Genomic DNA, 23,008 nt, shown 5'->3' with positions numbered 1-23,008 from the left:
CAGGGTCACCGGGCGGTCGAGTATCTCCGTGGCCGACAGGCTGCCGTCGCGGCTGGCGAAGCGCAGCGTGAGGGTGAAGGGCGCGGAGAGCGCCTCCTCCAGGGTGAAGTCGACCACCGCCAGCCCGGCGCTGTCGACCCCGGCGAGCTCAAGGGTGAACTGGAGTCCGGTCTGGTTGGCCACGTCAGCTGCCCTCCCCGCTGGCGGAGCCGATCACCACGCCGCCGCAATCCACGGCGTGGCCGGTGAGGGCGGCGGGCTTGCCGTCGATCAGGATGCTGCCTGAACCTTCGGCGATGGCACGCGGGTGAGGAGGATGCTTGGGCTTGTCGTGCGGCGCCAGGGGGTCGCCCAGGCGCGCCGCCGGCTTGCCGTCGATCAGCACGGTCGGGCTGCCCGCGGTGACCGGCGTCGGCGGAAAGCCGTCGTGGTCGGTGCCAATATCACCCACGAGTACGAATTTGCGTCCCATCGATCGTTCTCCTGTGTATGCCTAGTCCCACTCGGCGGGCGCCTCGAAGCTGGCCACCTCGAAGGCGTTGACGTGCATGCGCTGGAAGCCGGCTTCCTCCAGGCTGCGCACGGCGGCCTGGCAGGCCAGGGGCAGCCGCACGTTCAGCGGCACGCCGCTCAGGCTGTGGCGTGCGGCTCGCAGCAGGCGCGCGCCGTGGCCGCTGCCCTGCCACTCCGGTTCGATGAAGAAGAAACGCAGCTGCCAGGCGGCCTCGTCGTCCGGCCGGCAGGCCAGCAGCATGCCGAGGCAGGGGCCCTCGCCGTGGCGCAGCTTGAGCAGCCGTCCTTGCCAGCGGGCGATGTCGCTGCCTTCGCGCTGCAGCCACTGGCCGTGCTGAACGGTAAACTCCAGTGCCCGGCGCAGCGTGGCCAGGCGGGCCTCGTCGCGCAGGACCCAGGGCGAGTGCCCCTGGGCATCGGCGCGCCGGGCAGCCTCGAGGAAACCATCAAGGTCCTCCATGCTGGATGCTTCCATCCCCTTCGGCGCCTCGACCGCACCGGCAGGCGCCACCTGCTGGCGTTCGCTGCCGAACAGGCGCTTAAAGGCTGCCAACATCGAAACCTCCTTCGGCGTACAGCGCCGTGGGCAGTTGGAAGCCGGCCACCAGCGGGCGGGTGAACGGATTGCGCGACCCGGCGGCGTGGAGACGGTAGCGCGCCGAGCCCCCATCGACCTGGAAGCGCAGCTCCAGGTCGCGCTCGCTGGCACTGGTGATCTCCGCCTCGTCGAGCAGGCGGAACCAGGCCCAGGCGCCGTCGCGGCTGAGGCTGCGCGGCGAACGATTGACCTGGCTCGGTACCAGGGTGATGCGACTCTCGTTGCCGCCGCGCAGGGCGTTGGGCCAGATCATCGAGACCCGCGAACTGGCGCTATGGGCGAAATCGATGATCTGACCGTCGATGTTGATCACGCTGCGCCGCTTGTCGGGGCTGAGGCTCACCGGCTCGAGGGCGAACTCCACGTCGAGCACGCCGTCGCGGCCGAAGTAGGCCTGACGGATCTGCTCGGCGCGCTGGATGGCGGTCAAGACGCTGTCGCGCAGCAGCGGGCTGCCCTCGGCGTCGACCAGGTACTCGGGGGCCTCCTCGATGAAGGGGCGCAGGTTGTCCTGGTAGAAGCGGTCGAGCGTGCCGCCGGCAGCGAAGAAGGTCTCGAAGTCGGCCAGGGCCACCTCACGCGAGGCGTCGGGCACCAGCGGGTAGCGGCCCGCGAGGCGCTCCTGGTAGGGCGCCACCACCTCGTCGAGCCACTGGTGCTCGAGATGGCGGATGGCACTGGCCATCAGCAGTTGCCAGCTCTGGTCGGCCAGGCTCTCGAGCATGCGATCCACCGGGGCCGGGGTGTGTTCGGCGATGCGCTTGAGATTGTGGATGGGATCGCCGCCGCGCAGCGCCAGGCGGTCACGGGCGCTGACGAAGGCCGCGCGGCCCGGGTCGCTGGCCCCCTGCACCTCACGCAGATAGTCGCGCAGCTCGCCGATGGCGACCTTGATCTCGTCGATGTCGGCGGGGTTGTCGTCGCGCGCATCGCTGAGGCCGTTGAGGTCACGGAAGTTGCGCTCGATCTCGCCGGCCAGGCGGTAGCGCGGCGAACGTTCCAGCGCCTGGCGCGCGATCTCGTCGTCTTCCGGCAGCTCGGGGTAGAGCCGGGTGTGGTGCGCCACCTCGTCGAGCAGGCGGTCCAGCGGCCGGCTGGCACCGAGCAGGGTGTCGGCCACCACCACCGCCTGATCGATGTCGGGCAGCGGCACCAGGTAAAGGTCGTCGAGCGCCTGGCGCCAGGTCAGGTGGTAGTCGCTGACGTAGCGCTCATGCAGGGCATCGCGCAGCTGGCGCTCGTCGGCGGCGCTGAAGGCGATGTCGTCGCGCTGGCCCAGCACCCAGAGGTCGATCAATGCCAGCTCGGTGGCCTGTTCGATCTCCTTGAGGAAATAGCCCTCGAAGCCGTCGCGGGTCAGCAGGGTCGGCAGGCGCAGGCGCTCCAGCTCATCGTCGCGGGCCATGAAGACGGCATTGAAGGAGGGACCGACCCCCTGGTGCAGGTCGAGCGCCGCCCCGCTGCGGCTGCCGCTGTTGGCCTTGAGGGTGACGTAGACGCGCTCGTCCATGGGTTGGCGCGCCAGTTCCTGCTGGGCATCCTGCAGGCTGCCACGCAGCGCCGCCATGGCCTGCTCGGCGCGACGATCGCCGGCCGCTACCTGCCCCTCCAGATCGGTATGCGCCATGGCGTAGGCGAGATGGTCGAGCAGGCGTTCCTGCACGCTGCCGCGCTGGGGGAAGTCGCGCTGCCAGCGCTGCGCCATGAACGCCTGGACCCGCTCGGGCTGACGCCCGCTGGCATCGGACATCATGCGCAGCACGCGCAGCAGGGCCAGCTTGTCGTTGCCGCCGGCCTCGGCGCGGTTCATGTCGTCCATGATGCCGATCATCAGCGAAGGCAGGAAATGGTAGCTCAGCATTGCCAGGTAGGCGTTCTCCACCACGCGGCCCACCGCGTGCCCCTGGTAGAGGCCCATGTCGGCCAGCCACGGCAGGTGCTCGCGATAGTCGCCGAACTCCAGGGTGGCGGCACGCAGCCGGTCGAGAGGCTCCAGCAGCGCATAGCCGGTGGGGTCGTCGCTGTGCAGCTCGTCGGGCTGGGCGGCCAGGAAGTCCCGGGCTTTTTCCTCCACCGCGGCCAGGGCCTGGGTGTTCTTCTGATAGAAGTGGCTCCAGCCGCCCACCAGCACCAGCCCGCCTAGCAGGCAGGCAAGGGCGCTGGCCCGGCGCACACGGCGCCGACGCCGGGCGGCGCGGGCGTTGTCGCCGGCCAGCCCCGCCTCGGGATAGATCACCTTGTCGAACAACTCCTCGGTGAAGTAGAGCGCGCTGCGTGCGGCGCGATGGGCCGGCTGGGTGGTATCGGCCATGCCGTAGCGGCGTGCGGCGGCATCGACGAAGGGGTCCTCCGGCACGCCCTGCTGGTAGACCGAGGTGAAGTAGGTGCCGCGCACCATGGCGGCGGTGGAGTAGCGGTCGCTGGAGAGCGCCTCGCGCAGGAAACCGAGCAGCACGTCGCGCAGGCCGGCGAGCTGGCGCACGAAGCGGAATACCGATTCGCGCTCCTCGCGGTCGCGGCACTCGGCCAGCAGCGTGGGCAAGCTGCGGTTGAGCCGCTCGAGCATGGCGTCGTAGGCGTCGGCGAACTCGTCGGCCCACTGGTCGACGCGCTCGACGCTCTCGGCGCTGAAGGTGAAGCCCAGCGGCGCCCGCCGCGCGGCACGGGAGTAGTGGCGGAAGAAGTCGTCGAAGCCGTGCAGCAGGTCCATCTTGCTGAAGGTGACGTAGACCGGCAGGCGAGCGCCGTGGCGCTCCATCAGCTCGCGCAACCGCGCGCGCAGCAGCGAGGCGTAGGCCTTGCGCACCGCCACCCGGGCATCGCTCAGGCGCGCCAGGTCGAGCACCAATACCACGCCATCGAGCGGCCGCTGGGCGCGGTTGCGCTCCAGCCAGGCGACGAAGTGGTCCCAAAGACGGCTCTGCACTTCCTGGGGCTCGCCGCCCTCCAGCGCCCCTTGAGTCAGCAGCTCGCCGTCGGGGTCGATCAGCACCGCCTTGTCGCCGATCCACCAGTCGAAGCCGTATTGGTTGCCCTTCTTGCCCTGGCCGGAGGCCTTCATCACCTGGGTCAGCGAGAAGTTCTGGCCGGAGCGGTTGATCAGGCTGGTCTTGCCGGCATTCTCCACGCCCATCACCAGGTACCAGGGCAGCTTGTAGCGTGCACCGGGGCCGCTGCCGAGGCTGTCGAGCAGCTCATGCAGGGTGGCATTCAGCGTCGCTTCCTGCTGCTCCACCTGGCTCAGCACCGGGTCGAGCTGGCGTCGTTCGTTCTGGCGACGCTCGTCGTCCACCTCGCGCAGCCGCCGGGCCAGGCGAATGCCCCATATCACGGCGACCAGGGCGACCAGCGCCAGGGTAGCGAGCAGCCGGTTGAGCCAGGGCGCCAGCGGATAGCTGTCGCGCACCTGCCACGTCGGCCCCAGCCACCAGATGGCGACGATCATGGCGCCCAGCAGCAGCCACCAGAGCACGACGCTGAGCTTGCTCGCCCGCTTGCCGAGGCCCTGGGCCTTGTTGCCGTGCGCCTTGGCCAGGTTGGCGTTGCTTTGCGCTCGTGAGACGCCGGGGACCCAGCGACTCAGACCGGACTTCACACTTTTCCACATGAGCCTTAGCCCTCGTCCCTGTTGATAACGTTGTCCGACACGCGGTGGTATCGGTCATGCCATAGTCGAATCGCGTTCATGCGCCTTTCCCCGTGGCCCGCTCGAGCCGCTCGAGCAGCGCCGGCTCCCAGTGTTCGAGCCCCAGCCCCGCCAGCGACTCGCGCACCGCGCGATAGTGCTGGCCGGCCAGCGCCGCCAGCCCCGCCTCGCGCAGCAGGTCGGCGCTGGCCAGTCGCCAGTAGGCGACCTCGCGCGGCGAACGGGCCTCGGCCAGGCCGCGATCGAGGCCCATCAGGGCCGCTTCGAGGCCTTCCACGGCCAATCTCTCGCTGGCTTCGGCAAGCCCCTCCTGCCAGGGGTCGCCGCCGGCTTCCTGGCTGCCACCCGCGGCACTGCCCGGCGTGGCCTGCAGCCATTGGCGAGTCTCGTCGTCAATGAAGGCGCTGCCGTCGTTGAAGGTCAGCGACTCGATGCCGGGCAGGCGCTCGACGAAACGGCTCGCCTCGTCGCGAATGGCGGCGGCACAGCGTGGGTGGCCGAGCCGCTCGGCGGCACCCGCACTGAGGCGATGCCCCTCCAGCCAGTAGGGACTCACCGCCAGGCTGTTCTCGATGCGTTGCCATAGCGCGCTGTCGGCGCCGCGGGCGAGCGCCTCGCGATACTCCACCACCCGATCGGCGGCGGGCGGCACCAGCTCGGAGCGCACGCCGTCGCGGGTGGCCGGCAGCGCCTGGATGACACTCCAGATCGCATGGCGCCGGAGCCGGTAGCCGAGCGGATCGCCGGGGCTCTGCTCGTTGAGGAAATCGGCCATCTTGAGCAGGGTCTGGCGATTGCCGCGCTCGTTGCCTGCCTCCAGGCGCATCTCGGGCAGCTTGGCCGTGGGCGATGCGGCACTGATCGGCGTAGCGCTCTCCGCCGCCGCACCGCGAGTCGCAGTTTCGGCGCTTGAGCCCGACTGGCTGGGGCGGGCCTGACGCAGCTGGTGTTGCAGGTCGACCAGGGCCTCGTCCGGCAGCTGGCGTGCCCGGGCGGCCTTCATCAACGCCTCGAGGGCGGCCTCGCAGGCCTGGTGCTCCTCGGCGGCATTGTCGAAATCGAGCGCTTCCGCCAGCGCCAGGGCGCGCTGGGTGAACTGCCGGAACAGCCGTGGCCGCAGCCGTTCGCCCTGGACGCCACCGTAGGGATAGGCGTCGTCCCACCACTGTTCGAGGCTGCCCGCCAGCAGGCGCAGCGAGAGGGCGAAGCGCACGCCGTTGCCGTCGCGCTGCAGGCAATGCAGCAGGTGGCCGAGTACCTTGAGGTCCTTGCCCGCGGTGCTCAGCAGTCGCACGGCGCGGGTCTCGGCGCCCTCCCAGTCGACTCCACCGTGCTGCAGCGAGCCGATCTTCATCATCTCCTCGTCGAGCCAGGCGTAGTCGGCGCTGTCGTCGAGGGGCCTGCCGACGCCCTCCGGGGGGAGGGCGGCCAGCAGCCCTTCCAACTGGGTCTCGTTGACGATGCGCATGCTCACCTCACCAGCGACAGGCGTCGCGCAGCGGCTCTACCGCCTGGCGCAGCCCGTCGATCTCGAAGCGCAGGTCGTCGAGCGCGGCCCGGTCGCTGGCGAACGTCAGCTCGGCGGCATCGAGCAGCTGCTGGAGCGTGGCGATGGCCGGCAGCCCCCGGCCGCCGCTGACCACATAGCCGCCGTCACGCGCCTGCCAGGCCTGCTCCAGCTCGCGACCATCGGTGCGCAGGCGCACCTGCACCCGCGCGGCGTCCAGCGCCTGCGGCAGGTGAAGCTGGAAGCGGGTAATCGACTTCTCGCAGGCGATGACCAGCTGCGGGCGGGGCGGTACGCTGCCCAGCGCCGGCACGCTGATCCGCACGCCGTCGGTGTCCTCGCGCACCAGCAGGCCCATGTCATCGTCGTCGCGCTCGGCTTCCTGGGCATTGACCGCGTGCCACAGCGCGGGCCGCGGGCCCTCGCTCGCCGTCGGCTCGTCGCGGGACATGAACAGGGCGTCATAGCAGCCCAGCCGCTCCAGACGCGAGGGCTCGGTGGCGCACTCACGGGCCTGTGCCACCAGCGTCTCGTCGGTGGTCGCGCCCCAGGCGTCGCCCAGGGCCAGGCTTGCAGCCAGCGCCAACCACGGCGCCCGGCGAAAGATCGGCTTCGAACTCATTTGGCATCCAGTTCCAGCTGGCGGCACTTGTGTGCCAGGGTGCGCTTGGGCAGGCCGAGGCTCTCGGCCGCCAGGGCGCGGTTGCCGTCGAACAGCAGCAGGCGTTGACGAATCAGCTCCGCCTCGTAGTCACGCAGGGCGCGGCGCAGGTCCTGTACGCTGGCCGCGGTCACGCCGCCCGGCGGCGTCGCCGAGTCGGCGTCACGGGCCTCCGCGTCGATCCGGCCGGGTAGTGCCGCGGGAAGCACGTCTTCTCCCGGGCGCGTCATGGCGCAGGCGTAGTCGATCAGGTTCTTCAGCTCGCGCACGTTGCCCGGATAGTCGCGCTCGCGCAGCTGGCGCAGCGCGGCCGGCGTGATGCCCATCTCGCTGCGCCCCTCGCGGGCGCAGAAGTCGGCGACGAAGGCCTCGGCCAGTTCGGCGATGTCCTCGCTGCGCTCACGCAGCGGCGGCAGGGTCAGCGGGAACTGGCCCAGGCGGTAGTAGAGGTCGGCGCGAAAGCGCTGGTCGCGGATGCGCTCGCGCAGCGGCTGGTGAGTCGCCGCCACCAGGCGCAGGTCGGCGCGGCGCTCTTCGCTCGCCCCCAGCGGCCGATAGCGGCCGTTCTCCAGCACCCGCAGCAGCTTGGCCTGCAGCGGCAGCGGCATGTCGCCGATCTCGTCGAGAAACAGAGTGCCGCCGTCGGCCTGGCTGATCAGTCCTTCGCGGGCCCGGTCGGCGCCGGAGAAGGCGCCCTTGGCGTGGCCGAACAGCTCCGACTCGAGCAGCGACTCGGGGATCGCCGCGCAGTTGATCGCCATGAAGGGGCCCTCGCTGCGCGCCGAGAGGCGATGGATGGCTCGAGCCACCCGGTCCTTGCCGGTGCCGGTCTCGCCCTGCAGCAGCACCGCCAGGCTGGTTTCCGCTGCGCGTACCACCTGGTGGCGCAAGGCCTGCATCGCCGTGGAGCCCCCCAGCAGGTCGTCGCCCAGCCGCTCGGCCAGCGCCTGGCGCCGCGCGCCGTCGCTGAGCTGGGCCAGAGACCGGCGCAGGTTCGCTTCGCGCTGGCGCTCGCCCTGGTGCCGGGCCAGCCCCGCCCACAGCCGGCACAGCAACGCCTCGAAGGCGGCGAATTCGGGGTCCGCCTCGAGCCGGGAGCAGGCTTCCGCCTCGCCGGCCATGGCCAACGCCCCCAGCCACTCGCGCTGCCCGTCGCGGGCGCGCAGCGGGCGCACCATCAGTTGCAGCGCGCCGGGGAGCCGGGCGACCTGGGCCTGGAAGCCGGCATGATCGAGCCGCGAGCGGGCCTCGGCGAGGCCGAGGCACAGCGGCTTGCCCTGGCGGATGGCGTGGGCATAAGGGTGGCGGAAGTCGTCGCATTCGAAGCGAGCGTCGCTGCCGTCGCCGCCCAGCCAGCGGCCGCTGCCATCGAGGTAGAGGCAGCTGACCCAGGCCAGACCGTGACCAGCCTGGAGAACGCCACCGGCGCAGTCGCGCAGCTCGGCGGGCGAGGCGCTCTCGACCAGCGCCAGTGCGTGGGACATCCCGCTGAGGGCGTGCCCCGTCGGTATGCCGTCTTCGCGCCAGTGCATGCCGATCGCCTTGGCCGTCATCGCCTACACCACCTCCGCGGTGAAGGCGCCCGCCGCGTCGACGCCCAGCGCCACCCGGGTCACCGGCTCTTGCCGCGCCAGGCGGTCGAGCAGCGCTCGCGACACCGGCGGCAACAGCTCACCGTCGATCACCGACTCGAGCATGCGTGCGCCATTCTCGCTGCGCGTGGCGCGGGCACAGATGGCGTCGCGCAGGGCCTCGTCGAGGACCACCTCGGCCTGGCGGTGGCGCCCGCGGATGCGCTCGGCGAGTGAATCGAGCTTGGCCGACACGATGTCGCGCAGGGTGTCGGCGCCCAGCGGGAAGTAGGGCACCACTTCCATGCGCGCCAGCAGTGCCGGCTTGAAGAAGGCGGCCAGCACCGGGTAGAGGGCATCGTCAAGCGCTGCGGGCTCGTCGGCGTGAGCGACGATGGCTTCATAGCCCAGGTTCGAGGTGAGGAAGAACACCACGTTCCTGCAGTCGATCAGCCGCCCCTCGCCATCGGCCAGCTCGCCCTTGTCGAAGGCCTGATAGAACAGGTTGAGCACGTCCGGGTGGGCCTTCTCGACCTCGTCGAGCAGCACCACCGAGTAGGGCCGCTGACGAATCGCCTCGGTCAACAGGCCACCCTCGCCGAAGCCCACGTAGCCCGGCGGCGAACCGATCAGCCGCGACACGGTGTGCTTCTCCTGGTACTCCGACATATTGATGGTGGTGAGGAACTGGCGCCCGCCGTAGAGCCGCTCGGCGATCTGTACCACGGTCTCGGTCTTGCCCACGCCGCTGGGGCCGACCAGCAGGAAGGCGCCCAGCGGGCGGCCGGGGCGGCGCAGGTCGGCGCGTGCGGTGAGCAGGTGGCGATGCACGCGCTCGATGGCCGTGTCCTGGCCCTGCACCAGCCGGCCGAGGTGCTCGGGCAGCTCGGTGAGCCGGGTCAGCTCGTCGCTGGTCATGCGCTCCACCGGCACCCCGGTCCAGTCGCCGATGACCTGGGCGATCTGCGCCTCCTCGACGCTGGCGTTGACCAGCGCGAACTCCTGCTGCAGCTCGGCCAGGCGCGCCTCGTGGGCGACCAGTTGGGCATGCAGATCGAGATCCGCGGCAGAGTCATCCGACTCAACCGCGTCAGCCGCCGCTTCGCCGTCGCTCTCCCCGCCGGTTTCATCGTCGATTGCAGTCTCGGTCTCGACTACCGGCTGCTCGGGGTTGGCCTCAACCTGGCCCGCGGCCAGCAGCTGGCGATGCAGGGCGACGATGGCGTCGACGCACTCGCGCTGGTCGGCCCAGGCCGCCTCGAGCCGTTCGACCTCTGCTTCCAGCCGCGCCAGGCGCGCGTCGAGCTCGGCCTCGCGGGTGACGTCGGGGCTGCGCCCCAGCAGGCGCTCGCGATCGAGCTGCTCGCGCTCGCGCCGGGCGGCGATGTGCTCGCTCTTGAGATGGCTGAGCCGGCGCGGCGGAGTATCCAGCGCCTGGGAGAGCCGCGCGCAGGCGGTGTCGAGCACGTCGATCGCCTTGTCGGGCAGCTGGCGGCCGGCCAGGTAGCGCGCCGAGAGTTCGGCGGCGGCGCGCAGGCCGCTGTCGCCGACCAGCACGCCGTGGGCGTTCTCGTAGGTGTCGCGCAGGCCGCGCAGGATCACCAGCGCCTGGTCGATGCTGGGCTCGGCCAGGGCCACCGGCTGGAAGCGCCGCGACAGCGCCGGGTCCTTCTCGAAGAACTTCTTGTACTCGCGCCAGGTGGTGGCGGCGATGGTGCGCAGCTCGCCGCGGGCCAGGGCCGGCTTGAGCAGGTTGGCGGCATCGCCGCCGCCCTCCTGGTTGCCGGCACCGATCAGGGTGTGGGCCTCGTCGATGAACAGCAGGATCGAGCGGGGCGCGCCCTTGACCTCCTCGATCACCGCCTTGAGGCGCTTCTCGAACTCGCCCTTCACCGCGGCGCCGGCCTGCAGCGCGCCGAGGTCGAGGCTCATCAGCTCGACGTCGGCCAGCGCCGCCGGCACGCGACCCTCGACGATGCGCGCGGCAAGCCCCTCGACCACGGCGCTCTTGCCCACCCCGGCATCGCCGATGACGATGGGGTTGTTCTTGCGCCGCCGCCCGAGGATGTCGAGCATCTGGTCGATCTCGGGGTCGCGGCACAGCACCGGGTCCAGCTCGCCGCGCCGGGCCTGCTCGGTGAGCGAGGTGGCGAAGCGCGCCAGGGCGCTGTCGCCCGGGGCGGCCAGCGCCGGGCGACGCCCACCGTCGACGGGCTCGTCGCGGGGGGCCTCGGCCGAGTCGGCGGCCAGCCGCTCGAAGCCGCGGCGCAGCCCCTCGCGGTTGATCTCGGCCAGCAGCGCAGCGCTGCGCGGCCCCAGGTAGCGCCCCACGTTGTGCAGCAGGGCGGTAAAGATCAGGCCGCTGCGCAGGCGGTCGTGGGCAAACTCGGTGGTGGCCAGCAGCCAGGCGTCCTGCAGCAGCTCGACCAGCAGCGGCGAGAAGCTCGGCGTGGTCACGGCGAGGTCGCGCGGCGGCCGGGTCTCCTCGGCCAGGCGTGCGCGCAGCGCCAGGTAATCGACGCCCTGCCCGTCGAGCAGGCAGCGCAGGTCGCACAGCGGCTGGTCGATCAGTGCCTGCAGCAGGTGGCCGACGGTGACCTCGGGGGCCTGCTGCTCGGCACACAGCACCGCGGCCTGCTCCAGACCCTGGCGCGACACGGCATTGAGGCGGCCGATGAGCGCGGGAAGCTCTACCCTGAGCATGGGATCTCCTAACGGTAAATCTGGTCGAGAAGGGCGCCGACCTCGGCCGCCTGCTGATCGAGCGCCCAGGCGAAGCCCAGGTAGGTGCCGGCCATGACCACGGCGAACAGCGCGAATACGGCCCATACCGGCACACCGCGCCCGCGGTGGCGCCGGCCCGGCATGACGTTGTCGAGCGGCCGGGTCAGGCTGTCGTCCGGGGTATCACCGAGCGCTGCCAGCTGGTCGCCGAGGGTGCGCACGATGTGCTCGTACTCCTCGCGGCCGTGGTCCATGACCTTGTAGCGCCCCTCGAAGCCGAGGCACAGGCAGAGGTAGATGAAGGCCAGCATGTCGCGGTAGCGCTGCGGCTCCTGCTGCAGACGCGAGAGGATCGAGAAGACCTTCTCGCCGCCCCAGGTCTCGTTGTGGAAGCGGGTCAGCAGCGAGTGCTCGGCCCAGCGGCTCTGCTGTCCCCAGGGAGTGCCCATCACCGCCTCGTCGATGAACGAGCAGAGCACGTAGCGGAAGGCCAGCAGCGTGGGCCGGTCGTAGCCCTGCTCGGTGAGTTCGACTTCGATCGCCGAGATCTCGTCGACGACCTGACGGTAGAGCCGGTCGAGGTCGCTCATGCCATCGAGCTGGCGCACCCGCACCACCATGCCCAGCAGCGAGCTGGCGGCATCGACCAGCGGATTGAGGTTGTACCCGCGCAGGCGGAACCAGAAGTCCTCATCGGCATCGAGCTGCTCGGCGTGGCTGTGGATCAACTGCTCGAGCCCGCGTTCATCGATACGGTCCTCGTGACGACCGGGGGCATAGCGCGCCACCGCGCCGGGGTTCGATTCATAGTGCGTGGCAAGTTCTTGCATGGCTTAGCTCCTGATCGCCCAGAACTGCATTTCAAGGCCGGGGAATTCGCCCGCCACATGGAAGGCGAAGCCGCTGGCACCGTCGAGCATGCTCCAGGCCTGGCTCTGCCGGTCGAGGCGGAAGTAGCTGTAGCCGGCGTGGTAGGGCAGTTCGCGCGGCGCCACCGGCAGCGGCTCCAGCGGCACGCCGGGAAGCTGCAGGCTGATGAGGTCGCGAATGCGCTCGACGCTGGCCACCTTGGTCTGCTGCAGGAACAGCTTGCGCAGCCGCTCGTGGGGCATGTCGGCGCGCACCGCGAGGATGAAGTCGGCGCTGTCGAGCAGGGCCGGGTCGGCCAGCGGCGCCACCAGCAGGCCGTAGCGCCGCGACTGTAGCTGGATCGCCAGCGCCCGCGGCTCGAGCACCGTGGAGAGCGCCTGGCGCAGGCTCTGCATGAGCTGGCGGAAGGCGCGCTCGGGGTGGTCGTGGTCGTAGGCCGGGTACTCCGGCGGCAGCCGCGACTCGTCGGTGAAGGTGACCAGCTCGCTGGCGGTCTCGAGCATGGCGGCGAACAGCCGCTCCGGGTGCAGGTGGCCCAGGCGTGCCAGGTGCTGGAAGCGCGGCTGGGCGCGGTTGAGCAGTTGCAGCAGCATGAAGTCGGCGACATCGGCGACGCCGGCCTGGTGCGGCGAGGCAAGGCGATGGGCGATGTTGCGCGCACGTTCGCGCATCAGCCCGGCCATCTCGCCGACGAAACGCTGCAGCACCGGGGCCGCCTGGACGTTGAGCAGGGTCGGGATGAACTGCTCGTCGAGCACCAGGCTGCCGTCGGGTCGCCGTTCGTGGATGCGCGCCACCGCCAGGCAGGTGTAGGCGCTGCGGTCGTCGCGCTCGAGCAGAAGCCGGGGAGCGACCCGAGCCACATCGAGCAAGGCGGTGTCACCGTCGCGGGAGTGCAGGTCGCGCACGCTGCGCTGGGCCAGGCGGTAGCGGGTCGGCAGGTCGTCGTCGGGCCAGCGCACCTCCCCCACCGCATCGGTGGCCAGCGGCAGGCACAGGTAGACGAGCTGGTTGGCGATGCCGGCGTCGTCGATCTCCAGCGGCTGCGGCTCGATGTCGTCGTCGGGCAGCTGGAACGCCGTGCCGTCGGGCATCACGCCGCTGGCGCGGCCGATGGCGATGCGCCCGAAGCTCAGGTATTCGGCGTTGAGTTCCAGCAGCTGAAAGCCGTACAGCGCATGGCTGATGCCGCGCAGGCGCACCTCGAGCAGGCCCTCGAGGCTGCGCTGCTGCTGCTGGAAGTGCTGCGGCTTGATGAACAGCCCTTCGCTCCAGACCACTCGGTTGCGGCTGCCCATCACTCTTCCTTCCTCAGCTCGGCCTCGGCGGCGCGCAGGTGCACCAGCAAGTGGTAGTCCTCGCTGTGCGAGTCGACCTTCACGATCTTCTTCCACTCGGTCTGGTCGGGGTCGTTGAAGAAGGCGATCAGGCCGATGTAGCGGGTCTCCTCGTCGATCTCGAACGGCTCGTAGAATTTCCACTGCCCGGGCAGCAGGGTGAAGTCGTCATGCGAGAGGTAGTTGGTGCCCAGGGCGTCCTCGAGGTCGTCGCGCAGCTGCGCATGATCGGCCGCCATCAGCATCGAATCGTCCTTGAGCTGGAGGATCTGGAAGCGCAGCGGCGTGCCGTCACCCTCGAGGTTGGGGTTGACGTCGGGCTCGGCGAGCATGGCGAGGTCGACCGTGGTCGGCCGATCCTCGGGGTAACCCACCGGGATGGCGGGGTCGCGCATCACCTGCCAGGCCTTGCCGGCGGCCTCGCGGGTCGAGGCGCAGCCGCCGAGTGCCAGCGCCAGCAGTGCCACCGCGGCCCAGCGCAGGGCCTGTTCGGCCACATGATTGGCGCTCGAATGTCTTGTGCTCATGTTTCCTGCGTCCCTTCCTGTTGTGCTCACTTGGCTTCGCGCTGCTGGCGCCGCACCGACTGGTCGTAGGCCTGCTCGAACACCTCCCAGAACAGCTTGGCGAAGCCCTGCTGGCGGCCGGAGTTGAGCTCCTGGTAGTAGTGGCGGTACATCTCCCAGGCCCAGCTGCCCTCGTCGTCGAGGCGATTGCCGGCGCCGCGGTAGGCATGGAAGCGCCTGAGCAGCGCATCGGGGGCAAAGGCATCGAGTATGGCTTGCAGCGCCTCGCCGATGGCCTCCTCCACCGCCGCCTGGTGCTGCCCCTGATGCGTGAGGCATTCGGCCACCGCGGCCGGCGCCGAGAGGTGTACCGGGCTGCGGCGCGCGGAAAACAGCGTCGCCACGGTGTCGCGGTAGGGCTGGCCCAGGCGTAGCGGGTTGTCCTCGATCGGCTGCAGGCGACGGTCGCGCAGCGGATAGCGGCTGTCGTCCTGGGCCCGATGCAGCGCCTGCAGCCCCTCGATCGCGGCGCGCAGGGTCTGGCCGGCCTCGGCGAGGAAGTTGAGCTGCTCCTCGCTGTCGGCGAAGCGCAGTTCGGCGCCCAAGGCACGCAGCAGCGGCTCGCCGCCGGCGCTCGCGGCGCTCGCCGGCGCGGCATCCTGCCAGCGCTCCTCGAGCTGCTCGCCGACGGAGCGTTCCAGATCGTTCAACAGCCCTTCGTCCATTTCCCGGTTCATCAGTGTGTCGTCCTCGTAGCGTCGTAGCGTCGACGGCGTCTCGCGCCGTGCCTGCGGTTGCTGTGGTAGGGCGTCGCCCCAGCCCTGCGCCTCCAGGGTCTCGATCAGCGTGTCGCCGTCGTCGCCGACCTCGCCGTGGCCGGACAGTGCCGTGAGTGGATCGCGCTGGCTGGCACCGGGCGTGGCTGCGCCCAGTGCCTCGAGGGGGTCGTCGCGGCGGGGCGATGGAAAGGCCGCCGCGGGCGTAGCGCGGTACGCCACGACCTCCTGCCCGGCCAAGGCCTCCTGCTCCTCGTCGATCAGCGCGGCGAGCGGCTGGGAGCCGGGGAGCCCGGCCTGACGGTCGCCCAGGTGCACGCGGACCCGGTACTCGCCTATCCCCAGCTCGTCGCCGTCGCGCAGGGCGACCCGGCGGTCACGCCCCAGCGGCAGGGTGGCGTGGTTGATGAAGGTATGGCCGCTGCGGTCGACCAGGCAGAACTGCCCGTCGAGCAGGCGGATCTCGGCATGCGCGGGACGGATGCGCCCGGCGTGGTCCTGCAGCAGCCAGTCGTCGCTGCCGGCACTGCCCAGGGTGCCCCCGCCGACGGGAAAGACGTGGCTGCTGGTGGAGCGCCCTTCCAGCCGCTCGCTGTTGAGTACCACCAGGGTGACGGCGCCGGCGGCGAGCTGGGATCGGGTGAGGTGGGACATCGCGTTACCCTGCCATCTGAATGCGCACCCGGCGTCGCCGCGAGGCGGTGCCGGATTGAGGACTGACGAACGTGGTCCAGCCGAGCTGGCAGCAGCCGTGGTCGCCGAGCCGCATGGGCTGTACCGCGCTCTCCAGCAGTTCGAGTTCCAGGTCGTAGGCCAGCGGCTCGCGCAGCACGAAGCTGACCAGCGTCCTGAGCGGCGCATGCTCGCGGCCGTCGGGCAGGAAGTCACGGAAGCGGGCGAGACCGAGCCCCTTCANGGCCGGCGCGACTGCGCTGGTCCTCGGGGATCTCGACCCAGCGGTGCACCCACTGTTCGACGCTCACGTCGTCGAGATCGAAGCAGTGGCCGACCACGCTCTCGACCACTTCCGGCGAACGCGAGCGCCCCGCCAGCAGCCCGGCGTAGGCCAGCATCTTGCCCCAGTTGATCGGCGTCTCGCCGCGCAGCTCCTCGTCGGCCAGCCCGACCAGGGCGAATACCGCAGCGGAGAAGCCGTCGCCGGCGCCGTCCTGGTAGCGCACGTAGTGGCGGTACTTGCGCCAGCTGCGATGCACCAGCGTCAGCAGGCGATGATTGAAGAAATCGAGGAAGTCGCGGGCCACTCCCTCGTGATGGGCCGCCTCGTGGGCCAGCGACTCCAGGTAGTAGCCGGGCAACGGCGACTGCGCCCCCTGCAGGCCGAAGAAGCTGACCTCCAGTGCGTAGGCGCCGCGGGGTCGGGGCTCGAGCGTCACCACGTCGCTGCCGGGGAACCCCAGCGACGCCGAGGCGCTGAAGCGCACCCGCTCACGGCCCGGGCGCACGTTGGCGGCCCGCTCGAGGTCGTCGTCGTGATGCCGATGCAGCAGCTCGACGAGCTGGTAGAAGTCATAGCGCCGGGCCCCTTCGATCAGGGCCGCCGGGGCTAGATCAGGGGTTGTTGGCCCGGCTGCAAGGTCCATGCGTAGCGTTCCTGGTTATGGCGATTGACGACGTGCAGTTCATGGAACGAGTTGATGCTGGCGTAGAGCGAGAAGAAGCGCGCCAGCACGCTGCCGAACAGGTACAGGCTGCCCTCGTCGCCGAAGGCCTCCTGGTCCAGGGTCATCACAGAGCGCAACCCCCGCACCGGCAGTCCGCGCTTGAGGCGATCGATGGAGCGGGTGTCGATGTCGATTATCCCGGCCAGGCGCTTCTGCGAGATTCGCTCGGCCTGGCGGTCGACCAGGGCGCGAAAATCGTAGGCGCGCAGCACCGAGCACAGCGCGTCACGCTCGAGCAGCGACAGGTAGTTGAGCGACAGGTTGGAGATCAGCGTCCACAGCAGGCTGCCGTCCAGGGTCGGGCGCAGCGTCGCCGTGGGTCGAGTGATGTTGCGATAGTCGGCGAACACCGGGCTGGTGTCGGTGGAGGCGCAGATGTCGCCCACCGCCAGGCGCTCGGGCAGGGTACGGTTGCTGCAGGTCAGCCGCAGCGAGATGGTTTCGCGCATGCCCAGGCAGGCCTGCTCGTCACCGCGCACGAAGGCGATGTCGTGGTCGAAACCGTCGCCGCGCAGGCTGTCGCGCACGCGCGCCCGGTAGTAGCGGGCCTCGCGACCGCGGTCGCGCTCGATCTGGTGCTGGAAGCTCTCGAACGGCACGTACTGGCGCGGCTCGCCGCGCAGCTTGCCGCTGTCGCTCTCCAGCCACCCCTGCACCGCGTCGACGCTGAACACCTCGTAATGTGCCGGTGCGCGGCTGCTGGGACGAATGCGGTATTCGCTGCGCTCGCCGTTGAGGTCGATGGGGTCGGCGTCATGGCTGAACAGGTTGATCGCCGGCGCGCAGTAGAGCGCCAGGTGCTCGTCGCGCACCCTGGCATCGGCCGGCAGGGTGCGCGAGAAGACGAAGCGCAGCACGATCCGCGAGGCTTGCCGCGCCGGCAGGTAGCGACCCAGCCCGACCAGGTCGACGAAGTGGAAGGCCTCGGGAAAGCACAGGTACTCCTGCAGGATGCGGTAGCCCTGGTGCACGTTGCGCGGGTAGGGCAGCAGCGCATGCCCGGGCTCGAAGCCTACCGGCACGAGCATGTCGCGGGGCATCGGCACGACCTCGCCGTCGACCACCAGCTCCAGGCGCGACAGGTAGTGGCCGAGCCACAGGTAGAGGCTGCGCGCGGTATAGCCGCCACCGCCGAGGTGGAGCCGCAGGTGATCGACGCCCAGGGCATCGAGCGGCTGGTCGCCATCCACGTCGAGGGCCAGCTCGACGATCGAGGACTCCCGCGAATGGTGCGCCTCGACGCCGCCGTGCAGCAGCGGATAGAGCGCCACGTCGTGGCAGGTGCGAAAGCGGCAGGCGGTACCGTCGATCGGGCGCGCCGCCAGCGTGGTGCCGGCGGCCACCTCCTGGGGCCCGCTCAGCGCCCCCCGCTTGGGCGTGAACTGCATGATCGTCATGCTCGGCACCGGGCGCAGGTAGTTGGGCCACAGCATGGCGATCAGCGAGTGGGTCAGCTCGGGGAACTCGTCCTCGACCTTCTCGCGCATGCGCCCGGTGAGGAAGGCGAAGCCCTCCAGCAGGCGCTCGACGTCCGGGTCCGTGCTGCGCTCGGAGAGGAAACGGCTGAGGCCGGGGTTGGCCTCGGCGAACTCCCGCCCCTGCAGCTTCAGGTAGTCGAGCTCGTCCCGGTAGTAACGATTGAGCATGCGCGCCTCACTCCCTGGGGCCTGGCCACCTCGGTGCTCAGTTCAGGCACTGGTAGCGTTTGTCGTTGAGCAGCAGATCGATGGTGGCCTGGCCCTGGTCGCGGCCCAGCTCCACCGTGGCGTGTACCTGGAAGCGCAGCTGCAGCGGGTCGCTGCCGCGCGGCAGCGACTCCACCTCCACCTGTCGCACGCGCGGTTCGAAGCGTTCGATGCACTGGCGAATGGCGCGCTGGATGTTGCGCTCCAGGTCGAGCACGCCGATGGTCGCGTCGTTGAAATCGAGCAGGCCCAGTTCCGGGGCGCACTCGCTGTGCCCCGGGTGGCTGTTGAGCAGGTCGACCAGGTGGCGCTTGATCGACTCGACGACCTCGGCAAGGCTGGCCTCGGCGACGACCTCCCCCGAGCGGCCGGGGGCCGCCAGGCGCTCGAACAGGCGATTCCCCAGCACACCGCCATATAGCGTCATGGCCGCGCCTCCCTCACTCCTTGTCCAGGCGACCCACCAGCGACAGCTCGAAGTTGGCGCCCATGTACTTGAAGTGCGGGCGCACCGCCAGCGACACCTGATACCAGCCCGGGTCGCCCTCGACGTCGGAGACCTGGATCGAGGCGGCCCGCAGCGGACGGCGGCTGCGCACCTCGGCCGGCGGGTTCTCCTGGTCGGCGACGTACTGGCGGATCCACACGTTGAGCTCGCGCTCGAGATCCTGGCGCTCCTTCCAGGAGCCGATCTGCTCGCGCTGCAGCACCTTGATGTAGTGGGCCAGGCGGTTGACGATGAACATGTAGGGCAGCTGGGTGCCGAGCTTGTAGTTGGTCTCGGCGCTCTTGCCCTCGGGCGTGTTGGGGAAGACCTTGGGCTTCTGCACCGAGTTGGCCGAGAAGAAGGCGGCGTTGTCGCTGCCCTTGCGCATGGTCAGCGAGATGAAGCCCTCCTCGGACATCTCGAACTCGCGGCGATCGGTGACCAGCACCTCGGTGGGGATCTTGGCCTGCAGCTGGCCCAGCGCCTCGTAGGTGTGCACCGGCAGGTTCTCCACCGCGCCACCGCTCTGCGGCCCGATGATGTTGGGACACCAGCGGTACTTGGCGAAGCTGTCGGTGAGGCGCTCGGCGAGCAGGTAGGCGGTGTTGCCCCACAGGTAGTGCTCGTGGTTCTCGCTCACCGTCTCGCGGTAGTGGAAGGTCTTGACCGGGTTCTCCACCGGGTCGTAGGGCATTCGCAGCAGGAAGCGCGGCGCCGTCAGGCCCAGGTAGCGGGCGTCCTCGGACTCGCGCAGGCTGCGCCAGCGGGCGTACTTGGGCCCCTCGAAGATCGCCTTGAAGTCCTTGATGTTGGGCAGCTCCTGGAAGCTGTCGATGCCGAAGAAACTCGGCGCCACCGAGGAGAGGAACGGCGCGTGGGCCATGGCGCCCACCGCGGCGGTGAACTGCAGCAGCTTGATGTCGGGGGTCGAGGGCGTGAAGTCGTAGTTGCCGATGATGGCCCCCACCGGCTCGCCGCCGAACTGGCCGTACTCGGCCGCGTAGACGTGCTGGTAGAGCCCGCTCTGGCTCAGCTCGGGGGCGAACTCGAAGTCCTCGAGCAGCTCCTCCTTGGTGGCGTGGAGCAGGTCGAGCTTGATGTTCTGGCGGAAGTCGGTGCGGTCGACCAGCAGCTTGAGGCCACGCCAGGCCGATTCGATCTGCTGGAACCCCTGGTCGTGGAGGATCGCGTCGACCTGGTTGCCGATCTTGCGGTCGAGCTCGACGATCATGCGGTCGACCACCGCCTTGTTGACCTGCGGGGTGTCGTCCTTGCTCTGCAACAGCTCGGCGATGAAGGCGGCCACGCCCTGCCTGGCGATGTCGTAGCCCTCCTCGCTCGGCGCCATCCGGGTCTGCGCCATCACCTGGTCGAGCAGCGACCCTTCGGCCTGGGCCTCGGCGGCCTGTCCCTGCGTCTGTGCCATTTCGCTCATTGTACGTGCCTCGAATCCTTTGCCTGCCGGGGGCATCCGCGCTAGGGCTCGCCGCGCCCGGCTGCGTTGTCGATGGATGCGTCAGTCGTGCGAGTCGTCCCGGGAATCCAGCAGCTCGAGTTCGGCGAGCAGTTGGGCGCGCGCCTCCTCGCTCTCCATCAGCTTCTGCAGGCGGTCGCGGAAGTTCGGCACGTTGCCCAGCGGGCCCTTGAGCGCCACCAGCGCCTCGCGCAGCTCGACCAGCTTGCGCAGCTCCGGCACCTGGCGCGCCACGCTGTCGGGTGTGAAATCCTCGAGCGACTTGAACTCGAGGTTGACCGCCAGCTCGCCGGGCTCCCCGCCCTCCTCGAGCCGATTGGGCACGCTGGCCGTCAACCCCAGGCCGGCTTCGCGCATCACCGACTGGAAGTTGTTCTTGTCCACCGAGACCTTTTCCCGCGCCTCGATCGGCGTCGCCTCGGCAGCGCCCTTGAAGTCGCCCACCACCAGCAGCTTGAGCGGCAGTTCGGTCTCCGCCTGCTGATCGCCGGTGGCCGGCACGTACTTGATGTTGATGCGCTCTTTCGGCGCAACGGTTCCTTCCTTCGCCATGCTGAAGCTCCCTGATGAGCCGCCTCGTTTCGGATCGCCTTGCAGAGTCGGCAACGCCCCACGAGCCGCCCGCATCGGCCCGCGGCGTGCAGGCTGATGCGACAGTGGTCAAGTGAGAATCGGTGCCCCCTTGCTCGTGAGGCGAGAGGGTAAACAGGCAGGACCCATGTGCCAAACGGCACTTTGGCACCCAGGACGGTTACAAGGGCATAACGCGATGTCGTACTGGCTTACACGATTCCGCTACCAGCAGCGAAGGGATGCGGGTCGAGGTCATGCTGCAGGCACAGGACGACACGTCGGCCCGCCAATGGCTTACGGGCCGTGTAGGAAATTAGCTACAACAATATAAGAGATATAAGGCAAATCGATGCGCCAATCACCTCGCTCCGACACCAGGTCGGAGGCGCTGACGAGGGCACAACACAGGTCGTCGGGGCTGAGGCAACCGGGCCGGGCAGGAGATGCCCGGCCCGCACGGGTCAGGCGAGGCGAGCGCGAACCGCCGCCTCGATGCCGGCGGCATCCAGGCCGCATTCCGCCAGCAGTTCGGCGGGCTTGCCGTGCTCGACGAAGGCGTCGGGCAGGCCCAGGTTGAGGAGGGCGACCGGCACGCCCTCGGCGGCGAGCAGTTCGTTCACGCCGCTGCCGGCGCCGCCGGCGACCACGTTCTCCTCGAGGGTGACCAGCAGGTCGTGCTCGGCGGCGGCCTTCAGCACCGCCTCGCGATCGAGCGGCTTGACCGAGCGCATGTTGAGGTGGGTGGCGTCGAGCGCTTCGGCCACGTCGCCCGCCGGGCCGTTGAGGCTGCCGAAGGCGAGCAGGGCCACGCGCCGCCCCGCCGCGGCGCCGCTCTCGCGGCGCCGCTCGGCCCTGCCGATCTCCAGCGGTTCGAGATGGCTGGGAATGGCAGCCCCGGGGCCGCTGCCGCGGGGGTAGCGCACCGCGGCCGGACCGGGATAGTGGTAGGCGGCGCTGAGCATGGCGCGGCACTCCGCCTCGTCGGCCGGGGCCAGGATCACCATTCCGGGCACGCAGCGCAGGTAGGAGAGGTCCATGCTGCCGTGGTGGGTGGGGCCGTCCTCGCCCACCAGGCCGGCGCGGTCGATGGCGAAGGTGACGTCGAGCGCCTGCACCGCCACGTCGTGGATCAGCTGGTCGTAGCCGCGCTGCAGGAAGGTGGAGTAGATCGCCACCACCGGCTTCATCGCCTCGCAGGCCATGCCGGCCGCCAGGGTCACCGCATGCTGCTCGGCGATGGCGACATCGTAGTAGCGCTCGGGATACTCCTTGGAGAAGCGGATCAGGTCGGAACCTTCACGCATCGCCGGGGTGATGCCGATCAGGCGCTCGTCGACGGCGGCCATGTCGCATAGCCACTCGCCGAAGACGTTGCAGTACTTGGGGCCTTTCTTGACCGCCGCGGCGGGCTTGGTGGTCGCCCCCTCGCCGTTCTTTTCCAGCTTGGTGATGGCGTGGTAGCCGATGGGGTCGGCCTCGGCGGGCAGGAAGCCGCGTCCCTTGCGGGTCTTCACGTGCAGGAACTGGGGGCCGTCGAGGTCGCGGATGTTGCGCAGGGTCTGGATCAGGCTGGGCAGGTCGTGGCCGTCGAGCGGGCCGATGTAGTTGAAACCCATCTCCTCGAACAGCGTGGCCGGGCTGACCATGCCCTTCATGTGCTCCTCGGTGCGGCGCGCCAGCTCCAGCGCACCCGGCAGGCGCGAGAGCACCCGCTTGCCCTCCTCGCGGAAGGCCAGGTAGGGCTTGCTGGAGAGGATGCCCGCCAGGTAGCTGGCGATGCCGCCGACGTTCTCGGAGATCGACATCTCGTTGTCGTTGAGCACCACCAGCAGATTGGCATCGACGTGGCCGGCGTGGGCCAACGCCTCGAAGGCCATGCCCGCGGTCAGCGCGCCGTCGCCGATCACCGCGCAGACCCGGCGCCGGTCGCCGCGGGTGGCGCTGGCCAGGGCCATGCCCAGCGCCGCCGAGATCGAGGTGCTGGAGTGGCCCACGCCGAAGGTGTCGTAAGGCGATTCGGCGCGACGCGGGAAGGCGGCCAGGCCACCGTACTGGCGGATGCTGGGCATCGCCTCGCGCCGCCCGGTGAGGATCTTGTGCGGGTAGGCCTGGTGGCCGACGTCCCACACCAGCCGGTCGTGGGGCGTCTCCAGCGCGTGGTGCAGCGCCACGCTGAGTTCCACCACGCCCAGCCCGGCGCCGAAATGGCCACCGCTGCGACCCACGCTGTAGAGCAGGTAGGCACGCAGCTCGTCGGCCACCTGCAGCAGTTGGCTGCCGGTCATGGCCCGCAGCGCCGCCGGGGTGTCCAGCGAATCGAGCAACGGGGTCACCGGGCGCTCGACAGGAATTACGTCGTAGAGCTTCATGTGCGATTCGGTCGTCCTGGCTAGTGCCA

General features: G+C 69.9%; 19 protein-coding genes. All 19 read right to left on the bottom strand.

From position 1 onward, the window contains the following. Positions 1-183 (bottom strand): hypothetical protein (locus DIS04_RS19815; protein ID WP_162623127.1); only part of this gene is annotated, 183 nt, incomplete at its 3' end. 1 nt (position 184) lies between these two features. Next, positions 185-472, bottom strand: coding sequence for a type VI secretion system PAAR protein (locus DIS04_RS19810; protein ID WP_111415517.1), 288 nt, complete (start codon positions 470-472; stop codon positions 185-187). A gap of 21 nt (positions 473-493) precedes the next feature. After that, a complete protein-coding gene (locus tag DIS04_RS19805; protein WP_111415516.1) occupies positions 494-1,069 on the bottom strand; it encodes a GNAT family N-acetyltransferase in 576 nt (191 codons plus the stop codon). Continuing rightward, the gene (gene tssM / locus DIS04_RS19800; protein ID WP_111415515.1) at positions 1,053-4,718 is read right to left on the bottom strand and encodes a type VI secretion system membrane subunit TssM; all 3,666 of its coding nucleotides are present in this window, start codon (positions 4,716-4,718) and stop codon (positions 1,053-1,055) included. Before tssM ends, DIS04_RS19805 begins: the two co-directional genes overlap by 17 nt. Before the next feature lie 76 nt (positions 4,719-4,794). Then, positions 4,795-6,225: a type VI secretion system protein TssA gene (gene tssA / locus DIS04_RS19795; protein ID WP_111415514.1), complete on the bottom strand. Its 1,431-nt coding sequence runs from the start codon at positions 6,223-6,225 to the stop codon at positions 4,795-4,797. Positions 6,226-6,232: 7 nt separating this feature from the next. Beyond that, positions 6,233-6,886: a type VI secretion system-associated protein VasI gene (vasI, locus tag DIS04_RS19790; RefSeq protein WP_111415513.1), complete on the bottom strand. Its 654-nt coding sequence runs from the start codon at positions 6,884-6,886 to the stop codon at positions 6,233-6,235. Beyond that, a complete protein-coding gene (locus DIS04_RS19785) occupies positions 6,883-8,478 on the bottom strand; it encodes a sigma-54 interaction domain-containing protein (protein WP_111415512.1) in 1,596 nt (531 codons plus the stop codon). Before DIS04_RS19785 ends, vasI begins: the two co-directional genes overlap by 4 nt. A 3-nt stretch (positions 8,479-8,481) precedes the next feature. Next, positions 8,482-11,199, bottom strand: a complete 2,718-nt coding sequence (gene tssH / locus DIS04_RS19780) for a type VI secretion system ATPase TssH (RefSeq protein ID WP_111415511.1) — start codon at positions 11,197-11,199, stop codon at positions 8,482-8,484. 8 nt (positions 11,200-11,207) lie between these two features. Then, complete coding sequence (gene icmH / locus DIS04_RS19775; RefSeq protein ID WP_111415510.1) at positions 11,208-12,050, bottom strand: type IVB secretion system protein IcmH/DotU; 843 nt, start codon at positions 12,048-12,050, stop codon at positions 11,208-11,210. Between the two features lie 3 nt (positions 12,051-12,053). Continuing rightward, complete coding sequence (gene tssK, locus DIS04_RS19770; RefSeq protein WP_111415509.1) at positions 12,054-13,388, bottom strand: type VI secretion system baseplate subunit TssK; 1,335 nt, start codon at positions 13,386-13,388, stop codon at positions 12,054-12,056. Further along, positions 13,388-13,954, bottom strand: coding sequence for a type VI secretion system lipoprotein TssJ (gene tssJ / locus DIS04_RS19765; RefSeq protein WP_111415508.1), 567 nt, complete (start codon positions 13,952-13,954; stop codon positions 13,388-13,390). Before tssJ ends, tssK begins: the two co-directional genes overlap by 1 nt. A 26-nt stretch (positions 13,955-13,980) precedes the next feature. Beyond that, positions 13,981-15,363, bottom strand: a complete 1,383-nt coding sequence (tagH, locus tag DIS04_RS19760; RefSeq protein WP_111415507.1) for a type VI secretion system-associated FHA domain protein TagH — start codon at positions 15,361-15,363, stop codon at positions 13,981-13,983. Positions 15,364-15,367: 4 nt separating this feature from the next. Then, positions 15,368-15,589 (bottom strand): type VI secretion system baseplate subunit TssG, encoded by a 222-nt coding sequence (locus DIS04_RS20910; protein ID WP_340148185.1) that lies wholly within the window; start codon positions 15,587-15,589, stop codon positions 15,368-15,370. 4 nt (positions 15,590-15,593) lie between these two features. After that, the gene (tssG, locus tag DIS04_RS19755) at positions 15,594-16,310 is read right to left on the bottom strand and encodes a type VI secretion system baseplate subunit TssG (protein ID WP_340148184.1); all 717 of its coding nucleotides are present in this window, start codon (positions 16,308-16,310) and stop codon (positions 15,594-15,596) included. Further along, entirely contained in the window at positions 16,274-18,037 is a 1,764-nt protein-coding gene (gene tssF / locus DIS04_RS19750; protein ID WP_111415506.1) for a type VI secretion system baseplate subunit TssF, read from the bottom strand. Before tssF ends, tssG begins: the two co-directional genes overlap by 37 nt. 37 nt (positions 18,038-18,074) lie before the next feature. Next, positions 18,075-18,503, bottom strand: coding sequence for a type VI secretion system baseplate subunit TssE (tssE, locus tag DIS04_RS19745; protein ID WP_111415505.1), 429 nt, complete (start codon positions 18,501-18,503; stop codon positions 18,075-18,077). A 13-nt stretch (positions 18,504-18,516) separates the two neighbouring features. Next, positions 18,517-19,998: a type VI secretion system contractile sheath large subunit gene (gene tssC / locus DIS04_RS19740; RefSeq protein ID WP_111415504.1), complete on the bottom strand. Its 1,482-nt coding sequence runs from the start codon at positions 19,996-19,998 to the stop codon at positions 18,517-18,519. A gap of 81 nt (positions 19,999-20,079) precedes the next feature. Next, positions 20,080-20,589 carry a type VI secretion system contractile sheath small subunit gene (tssB, locus tag DIS04_RS19735; RefSeq protein WP_111415503.1) on the bottom strand — a complete coding sequence of 170 codons (510 nt, stop codon included), beginning with the start codon at positions 20,587-20,589 and terminating at the stop codon, positions 20,080-20,082. 482 nt (positions 20,590-21,071) lie between these two features. After that, a complete protein-coding gene (dxs, locus tag DIS04_RS19730; protein ID WP_111415502.1) occupies positions 21,072-22,979 on the bottom strand; it encodes a 1-deoxy-D-xylulose-5-phosphate synthase in 1,908 nt (635 codons plus the stop codon). Positions 22,980-23,008: the final 29 nt, after the last annotated feature.

Origin of the sequence: Billgrantia lactosivorans (assembly GCF_003254665.1) — a bacterium.
Taxonomy (GTDB): domain Bacteria; phylum Pseudomonadota; class Gammaproteobacteria; order Pseudomonadales; family Halomonadaceae; genus Halomonas; species Halomonas lactosivorans.
Note: the sequence above shows the minus strand (reverse complement) of the source record. Positions and strands in the feature narration are given on the sequence as shown.